12 protein-coding genes are annotated in these 14,799 nt (G+C 48.8%); 7 read left to right on the forward strand and 5 right to left on the reverse strand.

What is annotated here, in order from left to right:
• Positions 1 to 289 precede the first annotated feature (289 nt).
• Complete coding sequence (locus H6F73_RS25285; protein WP_190761511.1) at positions 290 to 1,297, reverse strand: J domain-containing protein; 1,008 nt, start codon at positions 1,295 to 1,297, stop codon at positions 290 to 292.
• Between the two features lie 106 nt (positions 1,298 to 1,403).
• Positions 1,404 to 3,389, reverse strand: coding sequence for a molecular chaperone DnaK (gene dnaK, locus H6F73_RS25290; protein ID WP_190761512.1), 1,986 nt, complete (start codon positions 3,387 to 3,389; stop codon positions 1,404 to 1,406).
• Positions 3,390 to 3,500: 111 nt separating this feature from the next.
• Here dnaK and H6F73_RS25295 point away from each other — a divergent pair, with 111 nt between their 5' ends.
• Together H6F73_RS25295 and H6F73_RS25300 are read left to right on the forward strand one after the other, a co-directional pair.
• Positions 3,501 to 3,653 (forward strand): hypothetical protein, encoded by a 153-nt coding sequence (locus tag H6F73_RS25295; RefSeq protein ID WP_190761513.1) that lies wholly within the window; start codon positions 3,501 to 3,503, stop codon positions 3,651 to 3,653.
• 63 nt (positions 3,654 to 3,716) lie between these two features.
• A complete protein-coding gene (locus H6F73_RS25300; RefSeq protein ID WP_190761514.1) occupies positions 3,717 to 4,016 on the forward strand; it encodes an antibiotic biosynthesis monooxygenase in 300 nt (99 codons plus the stop codon).
• Between the two features lie 387 nt (positions 4,017 to 4,403).
• On the opposite strand, the gene H6F73_RS25305 is transcribed toward H6F73_RS25300, so the two are convergent.
• Positions 4,404 to 4,772, reverse strand: coding sequence for a response regulator (locus H6F73_RS25305; RefSeq protein ID WP_190761515.1), 369 nt, complete (start codon positions 4,770 to 4,772; stop codon positions 4,404 to 4,406).
• A gap of 521 nt (positions 4,773 to 5,293) precedes the next feature.
• On the opposite strand from H6F73_RS25305, the gene pds reads away from it, so the two are divergent.
• The 5 genes from pds to H6F73_RS25325 all read left to right on the forward strand — a co-directional run bounded on the left by pds (position 5,294) and on the right by H6F73_RS25325 (position 9,991).
• Positions 5,294 to 6,748, forward strand: a complete 1,455-nt coding sequence (gene pds, locus H6F73_RS25310; RefSeq protein WP_190761516.1) for a 15-cis-phytoene desaturase — start codon at positions 5,294 to 5,296, stop codon at positions 6,746 to 6,748.
• Positions 6,749 to 6,825: 77 nt separating this feature from the next.
• On the forward strand, positions 6,826 to 7,755 hold the full coding sequence (gene crtB, locus H6F73_RS25315; protein ID WP_190761517.1) for a 15-cis-phytoene synthase CrtB: 930 nt from the start codon (positions 6,826 to 6,828) through the stop codon (positions 7,753 to 7,755).
• A gap of 593 nt (positions 7,756 to 8,348) precedes the next feature.
• The gene (locus tag H6F73_RS25320) at positions 8,349 to 9,416 is read left to right on the forward strand and encodes an EAL domain-containing protein (protein WP_242072650.1); all 1,068 of its coding nucleotides are present in this window, start codon (positions 8,349 to 8,351) and stop codon (positions 9,414 to 9,416) included.
• Between the two features lie 5 nt (positions 9,417 to 9,421).
• Positions 9,422 to 9,568, forward strand: coding sequence for a hypothetical protein (locus H6F73_RS26265; protein WP_206754765.1), 147 nt, complete (start codon positions 9,422 to 9,424; stop codon positions 9,566 to 9,568).
• 9 nt (positions 9,569 to 9,577) lie between these two features.
• Positions 9,578 to 9,991, forward strand: a complete 414-nt coding sequence (locus tag H6F73_RS25325; protein ID WP_190761519.1) for a hypothetical protein — start codon at positions 9,578 to 9,580, stop codon at positions 9,989 to 9,991.
• Between the two features lie 224 nt (positions 9,992 to 10,215).
• Here the strand turns inward: H6F73_RS25325 and H6F73_RS25330 are convergent, their stop codons facing one another.
• Complete coding sequence (locus tag H6F73_RS25330) at positions 10,216 to 10,746, reverse strand: RNA-binding protein (RefSeq protein ID WP_190761520.1); 531 nt, start codon at positions 10,744 to 10,746, stop codon at positions 10,216 to 10,218.
• A 1,025-nt stretch (positions 10,747 to 11,771) separates the two neighbouring features.
• Complete coding sequence (locus tag H6F73_RS25335) at positions 11,772 to 14,354, reverse strand: zinc metalloprotease HtpX (RefSeq protein ID WP_190761521.1); 2,583 nt, start codon at positions 14,352 to 14,354, stop codon at positions 11,772 to 11,774.
• Positions 14,355 to 14,799: the final 445 nt, after the last annotated feature.

Genomic DNA, 14,799 nt, shown 5'->3' on the forward strand with positions numbered 1-14,799 from the left:
AGTATTCGTAGGTTGACTGAAGAAAGCCCACAACCTACAACTAATGTTATTGTTTGCGATTGCTTCAACGGCGTTTAGTGGGTAACAATTTTTAGAGAATTTTCCCTGATAAAAGCGACTTAGGCGGAGGAATGGGGAAGCGAGAGATACCATTTTGGGGTTTAAATTCTAAATGTCCGGATTGCCAAATTCTTTAGAACTTGAACGGTTGCCGGCATTAACCAAAATGGTATGAGTTGTGATGTCCCGCCCTTGACTCCTCTCACGTTACGTTTTACACCCCGGTAAGCTATTCCTGTAAATCTAGCCGGGGATTAAAGGTTTCTATTAGACGCAGCTTTTCATAGAGTTCCCGTTCTTGGGCGCTGATTTCTGTGGGAACCATAATTTGGATTTCCACAAGCTGATCGCCTCGCGTGCCGGTGCCGGTGGGGTAGCCTTTACCGGCAAGACGCAGGCGTTGACCGGATCGAACCCCTGACGGCACTCTCATTTTCACCAAACCATCCAGGGTCGGCACTTCAATTGGCCCTCCCAGCACGGCCTCACTGGGCGTTAGCGGTAGCTGGCAGCGAATATCAGACCCTTCTAACTTAAAGAAAGCATGGGGAGTAACAGTAATTTTCAAATACAAATCTCCGCCGCCCAAACCTTGGTTTTTGAGACGGATACGCTGGCCGGTCACCATACCACCGGGCATATTAACTTCTAAAGATCGTCCGTCTTCCAAGCGTATCCGCTCATTTCCTCCCACATACGCTTTTTCTAGCGGCAAGCTGAGACGCGCTTCCACATCCCGGCGAGTGGCGCGAGAACCGCCGACTGTATAAGCGGTTTTTGTCGTTCCCGGTTTAAAAGAATCCGCCGCATCAACCCGCACACGTGGGCCGGGGGGTGGAGTGGAAACCGCATTGTCATTGCGGCGATTGAGTAGCTGGTCAACAAAGGTGTTAAAGTCAGCGAACTGGCTGAAATCCACGTCTTCGGTGGAAGTCCGACCGTTGCTAGTGCGACCGTTCCAGGTTTTTGCTGCCGGCGTTCGCGGTGCTTTGCCACTCTGGAAATCTTTCTGCTTCCAGAACCGGCTGAACTGGTCGTATTGCGCCCGTTTGCTCGGATCGGAAAGAATGTCGTAAGCTTCGCTAATCTCCTTAAATTTTTCTTCTGCTTCTTTGTTTCCCGGATTCAAATCTGGGTGATACTGCCGAGCCAGCCGGCGATAAACTTTTTTAATCTCGTCGCTGGAGGTATCTCTGGGAACTCCCAGAATCTGGTAGTAGTTCCGAAAGTTCTGCATTTTCAGGTATTAAGTGTCAAATATCAGGGTTCAGTTGCCAGCACTCAGGGTTCAGTTGCCGGCACTCAGGTGAACGGCTGAGTGCCCAGCGCGAACTGATGGCCCATTAAAACCAATCATCATCCTCATCATCCCACTCATCTTCGCTGACATTTGTCCGAGGGTAACGGGACTCGCCTCTGGTGACGCGACTGGCTCCCACACGCTCAGAGGGCCGGCTGTCCCCAGAGAAGGTGCGCCGAATTGAGTCAAAAAAGTCATCTCCGTCCTCTTCGCGGGAGAACTGATAAACTTCTCGACTCAGATCGTAAAGCGCGTCTTGCAGTTCCGAACTCGTCAGATCCACGCCTCGCTCATCGTTGCGGCTCAGGTTATCGCGCAAGTCTCGAACCAAAGATTCGATGCGACTGCGGCTGCGTTGGGCAAACTGCATTCCATAATCCAAAGCCACCTCTCGCAGCTGTCGTTCTGCTTGATAAGCCAGCGCTTCTGCCCGGTTGCGCTTTTCCACCCGCTCTCGCCGCAAGCGATCGTCTTGGGAAAATTGCTCGGCATCTTGAATCATACGGGTGACTTCCGATTCACTCAGGGTAGATGCGCCCTGGATGGTGATACTTTGCTCTCGTCCCGTGGTTTTGTCAAGAGCTGTTACCTGTAAGATGCCGTTGGAATCGATATCAAAGGCGACCTGAATCTGGGGGACGCCGCGTGGTGCCGGCGGGATGCCGGTGAGTTTAAACCGGCCTAACGATTTATTATCTGCCCCCATCTCCCGCTCTCCCTGAAGGATGTGAACCTCGACCAGGGTTTGATTGTTTTCTGCGGTGGAAAAAATATCTGACCGGCGCACGGGAATCGTGGTGTTGCGCGGGATGAGTTTTTTCATCACGCCCCCAATGGTTTCCAATCCCAAGGAGAGGGGGGTCACATCCAGCAGCAGCACATCTCTGACTTCACCTGCCAGGATGCCGGCTTGTATGGCTGCGCCCACTGCGACAACTTCATCAGGGTTGACGTTTTCATTCGGTTCTTTGTCAATCAGGCTGCGTACCAACTGTTTGACTAGGGGAATGCGGGTCGATCCGCCCACTAAGACGACTTCATCAATCCGAGAGGGGGAGAGGCTGGCATCCATTAAAGCTTGCTTGACAGGAATGCGAAGCCGTTGGATTAGATCGCCGCACAACCCTTCAAACTGAGCACGCGTTAGCCGAGTTTCTAGATGCTTGGGACCCTCTTCGGTGGCGGTGATGAAGGGTAAGTTAATGTCGGTGACGGTGACGCCGGACAGCTCAATTTTTGCTTTTTCGGCGGCTTCTGTGAGGCGCTGCAAGGCTTGCCGGTCACGCCGCAAATCTACACCTTCAGCTTCTAAAAACTGCTCTGCCAGCCAGTCCACGATCTTTTTATCAAAATCGTTTCCGCCTAACTGGGTGTCCCCACTGGTGGCTTTGACTTCAAATACGCCATCGCCCACTTCCAAGATGGAAACGTCAAAGGTGCCACCGCCCAAGTCGAATACGAGGATCGTCTCTTGTTGCTTGCGATCTAATCCATAGGCTAAGGAGGCAGCCGTTGGTTCGTTGAGAATTCGCTTGACTTCAAGGCCGGCAATTCGACCGGCATCGCGGGTTGCCTGTCGTTGGGAGTCATTAAAATAGGCGGGGACGGTAATCACCGCGCCGGTGACTGGCTGTCCTAAGTAGCGACTCGCTTCATCTGCCAGTTTCCGCAGTACCATCGACGAGATTTCTTCTGCGGCAAATTCTTTTTTCAGGCGCGGACACTTAATTTTGATATTGCCGGTTTCGTCCTTACGAATGGTGTAAGGCACTCGTTTTGACGTGGCGTTGAGTTCTGCATATTGTCGGCCAATAAAGCGTTTCGCCCCGTAAAACGTATTTTGGGGGTTGAGTACGGCTTGCCGGCGGGCCAGTTGTCCGACGAGTAGCTCACCTTCTTTGCTGAAGCTTACTACAGAGGGAGTTGTCCGCATGCCTTCTGAATTGGCAATTACTATCGGCTTACCGCCTTCCATAACGGCTACTACTGAGTTGGTTGTCCCCAGGTCAATGCCGACTACCTTTCCCATGCGTTCTTTTTCTCCTAGCTCTGAAGATTCTCAGTTGTCAGTTGTCCTTTGTCAATTATCCTTTGTCTTTTATACGCTTGCTTATGACAGATAATCCATGACTGATAACCGATGACAAACTTGCTGACTTTATTGTATCTTGCTGGTGAAACCTGTCTTGTAGCTAATGGGGCATTGGGGATTGGGGATTGGGGATTGGGCATGGGGCATGGGGCATGGGTCAAGGCTTCGCCAACAAGAACGGTAGGGGCATGGGGGAGATAGGAACAGAGATTGATACAGTAGGATCTGCTCTCTTGCCCAACTGAATTTTGGAGGACTCAACCTGTGGCCAAACAAACCGTTCGAGTGGTAGCTCGTGTTGTGGCGCTTCCCGATCAGGTGGAGCCGGTGAAGTCTATTCTTTTGAGCATCATTGAACCAACTCGCCAAGAAGCCGGCTGTATTTTCTACGAACTGATGCAAAATTCAGCCGATCCGACTGATTTTGTCTTTGTGGAAGAGTGGGAAACTCAGGAATTGCTCAACGCCCATTTAAATTCACAACATATTCAGCAGGCAGCCTCTCAACTTAATGGCTTGGCTGCGATGTCGCCAGATATCCGCTGTTATCAATTGCTGGCTTAATAGTATTGACAATTTTCAAATTTTATGAATAAAACTGATATTTAAAATTCTTGAGCCGGCAGGAGCAATGCCTTTCCTCTGTCTGAGCAAAACTAACCGAGCAATTGAAATGAATAATTTGTAGCATTCACTACAATCATCCAGTTTTATCAAAAGCACGAAGTCGATGGATGTGATGAGCACCGCTCATACCACAGCCAGCGTAGAGGGTCATTTCAGCCATAGTAGAAACTGAGACCGGCCCAATAAAATTAGAGAATTCAAAGAGATTCCCAGAGGGTCAGCCCAATGTGGGAGCTTAAAGGTTAAAAGTAAAAAAGCAAAATTAAAAATAAAACAGAGAATACTCTCCTTTTTTAATTTTTTATGGCTTGCTGATGCCGGCAGTTACAGTCCTTTCAGCAGTTGTTTAACTGTTGCAATCAGTTCGGTTGGGCGAAAAGGTTTGGCAATATAAGCATCAGCCCCTTGTTTCATTCCCCAGTAGCGATCAAATTCCTCACTTTTACTCGTACACATAACAACAGGGATATTGTGGGCTTTTGGGTCATTTTTGAGCCACCGGCACAGTTCGTAGCCGTTCATCCGAGGCATGACAACGTCCGTAATCACTAAATCTGGATAGCGGGCTTGAATTTGTTCTTTTGCTTCAATGCCATCAGATGCTTCAACAACATTGAGTCCGCTCTTTCTTAAAATATCTGAAACAATTTGACGTAGGGTTAAACTGTCATCCACGATCAGAACCGTATTCATAGATCCCTGCCTGCTAGTTTAAAAGGTTAATAAGAAAGTGTAGATTTCCTACAGTGCCGAGCGACCCTCTATTTGATATCGTGCCCATTGATCACGCAAAAATTTACAGGGCCAACGATTTTAGGCTGGAAATTTTTCCGAACAGCGACCGATCCAAATTCTCAGCCTCCAGCCATCGGCAATTTTCTGGGGACGCCTGAGAATTTTTGAGATCGGATGGGATCGCCGGGAAAGCTGGGAGACTCTATCCTAGCTGAATAACGAGAGAGTGCAAGCTATGAGCCGCAATTGTTTTACCCCAGAGTAACGGGCTTGCTCTCAAGGCGTTTATGGATGGGAAAATAAACTTTTCTGGCTACTCCAACAGGCAGAGGGCCGGCACTCCAGCTAAAAATCGTCAATATAAAATTGATCAGGTTGGACAAAGCTTGCAAAATGTAACGGATTGCAAAGGTATAATGAGAGGCGGGTAATCACACCCTTAAGAAAATCTTTAGAATCTCGAAAGGCAGAAGCATCAAATGCGAGTTGCGATCGCGGGAGCAGGCTTAGCAGGACTTTCTTGCGCCAAATATCTGACGGATGCCGGTCACACACCGATCGTCTTGGAACGGCGAGACGTATTGGGCGGCAAAGTAGCGGCTTGGAAGGACGAAGACGGGGACTGGTACGAAACGGGGTTGCACATCTTTTTCGGTGCATATCCCAATATGTTGCAACTCTTTAAAGAGTTGGGGATCGAAGATCGGCTGCAGTGGAAAGAACACACGATGATTTTCAATCAGCCGAACAGTCCGGGGACTTACTCGCGTTTCGATTTTCCGGATCTGCCGGCACCGATTAACGGAGTTATCGCGATTCTGCGTAACAACGATATGCTCACCTGGCCAGAGAAAATTCGCTTTGGCCTGGGCCTAATTCCAGCGATGATTCAGGGCCAGAAGTATGTCGAGGAGATGGATAAACTTTCTTTCTCCGAGTGGCTGAAGCAACAAAACGTCCCGCCACGCGTGGAAAAGGAAGTTTTCATTGCCATGTCCAAGGCGCTGAACTTCATCGATCCAGATGAAATTTCTGCGACGGTGGTGCTGACGGCGTTGAATCGCTTTCTACAAGAGAAAACCGGCTCTAAAATGGCCTTCCTCGATGGTGCGCCTACGGAGCGGCTTTGTCAGCCAATGGTAGATTACATTACCGAACGCGGTGGCGAAGTGCGACTGAATGCCTCAATTAAGGAGTTTTTGCTGAATGAGGATGGGACGGTTCGCGGGTTTCTGCTCCGAGGCTCAGACGGAGCGGCGGATGAGGAAATTGTAGCGGATGCTTATGTGTCGGCAATGCCGGTTGACCCGCTGAAAGTGATGCTGCCGGCACCTTGGCGTCAGCTCGATTACTTTAAAAAGCTGGATGGATTGGAAGGAGTGCCGGTGATCAATGTACATTTATGGTTTGACCGCAAACTGACGGACATCGATCACCTGCTGTTTTCGCGCTCGCCCCTGCTGAGTGTCTATGCCGACATGAGCAATACTTGCCGCGAATATGCCAATCCCAATCGCTCGATGCTGGAACTTGTTTTAGCGCCGGCTAAAGATTGGATCTCCAAATCCGACGAGGAAATTGTTGCGGCAACAATGACAGAACTCGAAAAGCTGTTTCCCGATCATTTCTGTGGTGAGCGGCCCGCAAATCTGCTTAAATATCACATTGTCAAGACGCCTCGCTCGGTTTACAAAGCGACCCCCGGACGCCAGGAATGCCGGCCTTCCCAGACTACGCCCATTGCCAATTTCTTTTTAACCGGCGATTACACCATGCAACGTTACTTAGCAAGTATGGAAGGGGCTGTGCTTTCTGGTAAGCTGACAGCGCAGGCGATCAATAGCACTCAGCAGGTAGCCGTTAGCCATCAGCCATCGGTTGTTAATGGAATTGTCAGCGGTCAGCTGTCAGTCGCAAAAACAACTGAGCGCTGAGCACTAGCCGCTGACAGCTGATCCCTGACAGCCAACAACTGACCACTAACCACTGACCATTTCTAAGCTTGCAACGAATGCTGCAACTGCCTCATTACTCCTGCATGAACACGCTGGCTTCCCCAGAGGCCGCTTACGAACTCTGTCGTCAGATCACAGCCACTTATGCCAAAACTTTTTATTTGGGCACGCTGTTGATGTCAGAGGAGAAACGGCGGGCAATCTGGGCTATCTATGCTTGGTGCCGTCGCACAGATGAATTGGTTGATGGGCCTCGCGCTCGATTAACTACGCCTGAAACCCTCGACCAGTGGGAACACCAACTCGAATCCATCTTTGGGGGTTATCCCCAAGAAGATCCCGATGTGGCGCTAGCGGATACGCTGCAACGCTTCTCCCTAAGCATTCAGCCATTTCGGGATATGATTGCGGGCCAGCGGATGGATTTGTGCTGTAGCCGGTACGAGACGTTTGAGGAGCTTTACCTCTACTGTTACCGAGTCGCCGGTACAGTTGGTTTGATGTCGATGCCGATCATGGGGGTGGAACCATCGCCCCGCACGGCTCCTTGGAATCGAAATGTACCAGCGGAACTTCCGATTGAAGAGGCAGTGGCACTGGGAATTGCCAACCAGCTCACAAACATCCTCCGAGATGTTGGGGAAGATGCGAACCGGGGTCGCATTTACCTGCCTTTACAAGAGTTGGCGCTGTTTAACTACACCGAAGAGGATTTATTCAATGGTGTGGTGGATGAACGATGGCGCGAGTTGATGCGCTTCCAAATCGGGCGAGCGCGTAAGTTTTTTACGATGGCTGAAAAAGGCGTTAGTCAGTTGAGTTTAGATGCACGCTGGCCGGTTTGGTCGGCGCTGATGCTCTACCGGCAAATCCTGGATGTGATTGAGAGCAACCACTACGACGTGTTTCGGCAGCGAGCTTATGTTGGGCGCTCCCGCAAGCTGTTGTATTTGCCTGTGGCTTGGCTGAGGGCGCAAGTCCTCTAAAAGATTACTGGCAACCGGCTAAGGTATGGTGGGTGGCGCTGGCTTGTGTGAGCGCCGCTGCTTACTTGTGCTAATCCAGCAGAATAAAGGTTGCTTTGAAGTCAACTCAGTCACACCGATGAAAGCCGGTTAGAAGCTTCTTGATAGGTTTTATCGATATCTTCCTTTGGTTAGATGCGCTAAAAGCTTAGTTGTGAAATGTTTTTAAATGTCAACCTAAAGAGGTCCGGAGCCGTTTTCTTCATATTTTCCTTTAGGTGGATGCAGAAAAAACTTAGTTGTGAAGTGTTTTCTTAATGTCCTGCTCGCTTATTTCTATCTCTGCCTGAAGACGCTTGTATCAGAGAATTGCTGATAATAATTTGTCAATAGACTGATAAGTTATTTACATATCCTGCTAGAGAAGGCTTAACAAAAGCTTAAAGATTGAACACTTTTTTTATCTACCTCAATATCATTTATAGATATTTCTTAAAGGGGATGTGATTGAAATTAAGCGGTGTGATTTTTAGCACAGTATGAAGCACCTCTCCTATCGTATATTATTAGCTAAATGAGCTTAATATGTCGTAACAATGAGGAATCTATCCCTAATGCGCCCTATCGATTCATTAACTAACCAACTGAAATTCATAATACAACCGTTGGACTTAGATACAATTAACGAGCTTGGCGAACTAGGATTCCAGAAAATTCCGGCCATTCCTCAACTCGTTTATCAAGAAGTTACTGAAACTCAGCTAGCTGCTGTTTTTAGGCAGCTCAGCCGAACTCTAACAGACGCTAGTCAAGCCGCATCGCGCTTTTTGTTGACACGCTTACCCCTTGAGGATAACAGTCTACTGTTAGAATTTCTTCAGGCTCAGCCCCTAAGTGTGATTACGAACTGTGTGAGAAATGCCTGGTTTTTCCATTTACTCTTAAAGCAGTGTTTATTATTCAAGTATCAACCTATTTTTGATTTAGGTTCGGGTGAGATCATCGCTCATGAATGTCTAGCTCGCGCCCTCAGCGAACAGGGTCAGTATCTGAGCGGACAACAATTAATTGATGCAGCCCTTTCAACGAAGCTAACGCGCGAGTTTGATGAATTAGCCAGGGAAATTTGTTTGGATTCAATTGCCGCCTTAAACACGAATCAAACTTTTTTCATTAATGTTTTACCGAATGCGATTATCAATAATTTTAAGTCTCTAGAACAGAATCTAGAAAAAGTATTGGCGCTGGGATTGCAACCGCACCAAATTGTGTTTGAATTAACTGAAGTTGAAATCCTCGCCCACTGCCCAAATTTGCCCCAGCTCATCAACCGTCTAAGAAAATGGGGTTTTGGAATTGCGGTGGATGATTTATGTGGTTGTGTTTCCATTGATCATTATGTGATGGAGATTCGTCCGGATTTTGTTAAACTTGATCGGCGCTTGATAGATGGGTGCAGCAAACATCCTCTGAAGCAAACTTTAATCAAAAGTCTGTTACATTCTGCCCACGAAGAGGGAATTCTGGTTGTCGCGGAGGGACTAGAACAGCGTAAGGATATCGAGTGCTGCCGCGATTTAGGGATGGACTACGGACAGGGATTTGGATTGGGGCGTCCCGAATTGACGTTGCAACAGCAATCTTCAACCTTTAGAGATTTTTCGATGTCTAAAGCTTCGTAGTACGGATGCCGGCTGATTTGACAAATTTGGGAATTAACGTATTTTCGCGTACCGTGTGGCGAGTGGGAAAAAATCTGTATGATGGGTTATGTTTTGGCGAAAGCAAACCTCAGCTTGCTTTAATTTCGCCTATCACACCGGCAATTCCATAACCACTATCCATGCAGCTAGAATTTGTTCCAGTAGAAGAGTTTTATTTTGCCCTTACCTTGGCAGTTCGCACACTTGAAGATTTAACGAAACCCGGTTTAGCCGAGCAGGTGCGATCGCGCTTGGAACTCGAATGCGGGCAACCCTCCACCGTAGCCGCTGCTAGCCAGAATACTTTTAACTATGTGTTTCGCGTCAAAGATTACGATAACAGCCCTTCCCCTCAGCTCATGGTTTCTGTCGCTGACTGGCAAGGGAAACTGCGTTTGAGCAGTGATTATGGCTGGACACTTGACGAATCTCGTAAGGCAGTGCGGACTGAACTATTCAGCCGCCGGCAAGAATTTGCTCAACACCTGCGTGTTCACCTCCAAGATTGGCTGCAAGTGCCGTTATTAGAAGAAACGTCTAATTGGGTTGCTTAAATTTGTTCTGTGGTTTAACCGGCACTAAAAAAATAGGCCGATGAAAGGTTAAAACTTCTTTTTAACCTTCAACCTTTTTGAGGATTTCCCACTCAAACTTAACGATTTCAAAGACAATCAGCGGGCGCTTGCTACACGTGGATTTTAAAAAATTCCTCCGGCTAATTCACCGGCACAAGTGTTCAAGTCGCCCGTTTTAACTGTCTTGAGCGCAAAAGCTACATTTACGGGTTGCTTGCTTGAGCCGCCAGCATTTGCTTGAGCTTTTCCAACTCTTGTGCCCAGCGTGGATCTGGCTGGGAGGCTTCTTGCTGTGTAGAAGTCGAGGTGCCGCCGCCGCCGGTACTGGTAGAACCGCGACGAGACTTGTTACCGCCGCCGCGACGTTCGCCACTACGACGTTCGCCACCGCCACCGCCACCGCCGCCACCGCCAGTTGGAGCGCCAGCAGCCTTGGTAACAGGAGCAGCCGGTTGTGGGGCTGATTCCTCGTCTCCTTTACCCTTAGAGCGAGGCAATGCCTTCTCTATTTTGATTGGGTTTTCTTTAAACACAAAACCGTTGTACTTCTCGATGATTTGATCAGCCTCTTCATCAGTTTTGACGGTAACAAAACCAAATCCCCGACATTTGCCGGTTTTGCGATCAGTGATCACTTTCGTAGAAACAGAATCGCCGGCTTCCGCAAAAATATCTTGCAGCTCTTTACGATCTATTTCTTTGGGTAGATTCCCTACATAAAGACGAATTGACATGGACAAGTCCTCCAAAGTTGGGTTCCAACAAATTTACAAATCTTAACTTGATAACGGTCATCAAGAGACAAGGGTTGACGCCAAGCAGCAAAACTAGCCGAGCTGTGTGCCCCTCTGGCAAACCTCAGCAACGCAGTTCACCTCTAATTGCAAAATTATTCAATAGGCTTCTGCCAATACATTGCACCCGACGCGCTTGAAATTTAGCTAGACGCTCGCTGCGTAAGCTTTTGGTCATCACTAGGGAATGGAGGCTCAATGGTGTTTTAAGAATACTGTTGTTACACAATCTTGAGAAAAACCGCCGTAAAAACCACTGGTGGTAGCCTGGGATTTCAAGCAATAGGGATGCTAACGTCCCGATTTGTCCCGTCGGGTATGCAGGAACTGACGCGCTTAGGAGCCGATAGCATAGCCTAGACACGCTTTGCCCAAAATGCTGTCTTGGTAACTCGCAATTCAGTGAGCGACCCACAAATCCCCTTGCTTTGAGGATATAAGATTTTAAACCCTTAATAAAGGTATCACAGCCTTGGGTATGGAGCTAGCTACAAGGGCGGAAATCCGTCTTTTTTATCTATAACAATGCCATTACTTAAAAGGCGCTCAGTTAGGTGTGCATCTAACTTGCATTTTTCAAGTTGCCCGATAGCACCAATAAATGGCTAGCCGCAGAGAAAGAAAAACGAATTCCCACAGATATCGTTACCTACATTTCCCATGCTGGCAAGCAATAGAAATTAAATGCCTGACAGCTTACGCAAAAAACCAGCCGATGGCTGCGGCTGGCTGAAATTGCTGTGTTGGGAGAAGGAAAACCTGATACCAAGACGGCTCCTGCGACTGCAATAACAGAGATTGAAGGCTTGGACACGTCTGGAACCATGTGCTTTCTGTAAATAACTGTAACATTACTGGAAAAAAGTTTGCAACATTTCTTTACATATTAGGGGATGGGGCATGGGGCATGGGGCATGGGGCATGGGGCATGGGGAGGTTCTACTTTATTCTTGTCTCCTAACCTTTTAAAGTCCGCCGCGAGAAATCAGATAGGCTCCCCAGAGGGCTGCCACACCGGCTAGAATCGTAGACCAAATGGGGTGGCCGCTGTGGCTAGTTTGACCGGCACTCGTCGAAAGCGTTTCAAGATCCAGCCAGGGAGTCGCACCCCGGCGAAACCACCCGGTTGCAATCACTTGCTTATTGACAAAATCGCTGGGACGAGGGGAATGAGGCCAAAGATTGCCGATTGGGCCAAATTTTGAAAGGTAGTGCAATTTCACGAAGCCGGCAGACGTTTGCAAAATTAAATCCTGTCCCAGCCAGTTGCCAATACCTTTACGTCCCAAAAGCTTACCTTCTAAACGAACCGGCTGGCTATCCAGCGGCAAGGCAGCGGGATTTGCCAGCAAAGCCGGCAAGCTCGATTCATTTGACAAATTAGCCGGTTTGATATCTGGAAAAAAAGAATTGATCCGCATAACCGTCCCCAAGCAAAATCCAGTCAGCACCAAGCCGGTAAGCAGCCATTGATGATCGCGTAACACCCAACTAATTTCTGGAATACGCATCTGGACGCCCACCCACCCGATCAGCCAGAACACAGCGCCAAAGATTAAACCAATCAACACCCCAAAATAGGGCGCACCTTGTAGCAACAAGTCCTGAGTTTTTAGTGGTGAGTTTTGAATTGCAGGCGAAACCGGCTTTTTCTTGCTTTTCTTCCCTGCCGGCTCAGGAACCGGCAAATCCAACTCGGTTTCTAACTTCCAAAAGCGGGCACACAGAGCCAAAATATTCAGCCGATCACCTAGAGGAGGATGGGCGGTGTTAATCGTCAGCCACTGCCGGTAAGGGTTACTGCGATCCCACTCCAGCAAGGGTTCAATGGGTGTTAACGGATAACAACTGCCCAGCGTGATCGCCTGCCGGCATCCCACCGGAATCAGCAGATCAAAGCCTTCGAGGAGATAGCTGGTTGAGCGCTGTTTGCCGACATCACCGGCAATCCCAATCGCTATTTTTAGTAAAGCGCGAGTCAAGCCATTGGGATTGCCGGTGGTTTGTGTCGCCACCCGATCACTATAGTAGAGCCGCTGCCGCGACAGCCAAAAAGCCGGCCAGCGGAATACCCAGTAAATCCCATAAGCAAGGGAAGAAACCACCGCCATTGTCCCGCCGAAAACTGACGAGAGAAACGGGGATTGGATTAGACGTTGCCCCCGTTCTTCCCAGTCAGCGGCTTGCCAGTAAATCAGATAAGGAATCTGGACAACCAGAACCGCCACAGACATCAAAGCCAAATCCCAGTTGGCAATGTGCCCCAGTTCGCCGGCATAAATTGCGGCAATTTCGTCATCTGCCAATTGATCCAATAAACCCTGACTCACCACAATTCGGGCAGTACGGGGCAGGTTGCCATAACTAAGCGCCACCGGCGCATTAATGGGCAACACCTTCAAAGTGGGCCAAGGCCATTTTTTCTTCCAGCAAACGCGTTTCAGCATCTTCGCCGCTTCTGGACTGTGGGTTTCTAGCGTCTTCACTGACAACGGCTTTTGACCATAAAACAGCTCTAGGAGTCCATCGAGTAACCAGGGCGACAATATTAGCAGCGCCAGCAAAATCATTAAAATAGACTGAGTTTGGTCATAGTAGAAAGCTTGAATAGGTGACATAAAGGGCAGTTTCACTATGATGTCGTTGATGGTAGACATCGCGAAGTGAACGACAGCACGAATAACCGCCAGCATCAGGAAGACAGTTGCCCCTTGAAGTAACCACAAACGCCATTGCTTGGGAGTTCGCAGGGGCTTCCAATTTTGGGCGCGACCGGCATTACGCCAACTCGGTTGATAGTTCTGAATTTGGGGCTGAGGGGTTGACAAAGATTCACTTTCTCCCGCTTTCCCTTGCTCCCGCTCTCCCTTGCTCCCCTCACCGGCAGATGGCTGAGCCTCCTGATTTGGGAGAGCCGGCGGGTTGGCAGAACGCCGAGACGGAAGCGGTGGTGGGGGCGGAACTGCTTTTGGCACACTCTGCCTAGGTTTTACCGGCAGGTTATCGAGGGGGACAAAGCCGGTGGAGTTAGCAGCGGCTTCTGAGGCTGGCGGCAGGTTATCGAGGGGAACAAAGCCGGTGGGGTTAGCAGCAGCTTTTGAAGAGTTCGGCAGATTATCGAGGGGAACAAAGCCGGTGGGATTGGCACCGGCTTCTGAAGAGGTTGGTGCCGGTGAACTTTGAAAGGCAGTCGGGTTAGAAGGCTGTAGCGTTTGAGCGGGAGCGGATTTTTTTTGGGAGAAACGCGCTTGCAAATCGGTGAGTGTGCGAGTCGCCCATTGCTTAACCTGGCTTTTCTCGCTTTTGCTGAGCGTTTGGCAGAGGGCAATGGCCTTTTCTGCTTTGCCGGTGCGCTCATAGGCGACGACTAACCCCATCTGAGCACGCAAGAGTGAAGGTTCATGGAGTTCAATCTCACAGATCCCTTCTAGGTGAGTAATCGCCGCTGAATAATCGCCCTGCTTTAGTGCGGCTAAACCAGTCTCTAGGGAAGGAGTTACCCCAGAAGCGCCGGCACTAGAGGGAGGGGGTTCGGGAATCGAGGTCATAACTCCTCCTTTGGCTTACTTCCCAACCATAACCCACAAGCGTTTCACCCAACCTGATAGCTTCATACAATCTTTGGGAAACTGGGCGTGAAAGCGAACCCAATTCCCGCGAAAATAGTAATGAGTAGTCAATATGGATAAGCAGGCCGGTACTTACTGCGCTTCGCACCGAACGAGCGCATGAGGGGCACAGGGGCTAGGGAGAAGCGAGGGGAAAAATTAAATTATCGAATTAGCAATCATCCTATTACCCTCAACAAAGTTATGCCCGATTTGTTCTAATAGTTGGCGCGAATTCTGTTATTCAAAACTCAGGGTATCTTCAAGAATATCTCCTTATAAAAAAAATGAGTTTTTTGATGTAAAGAAACAGAGTGAGATTAGCCTAGCTCAACTGGCTAGCCAAACTTTTTCCGATAAACACTAGCATAGAAATAGAAAAATA

Source organism: Microcoleus sp. FACHB-68 (assembly GCF_014695715.1).
GTDB lineage: Bacteria > Cyanobacteriota > Cyanobacteriia > Cyanobacteriales > Oscillatoriaceae > FACHB-68.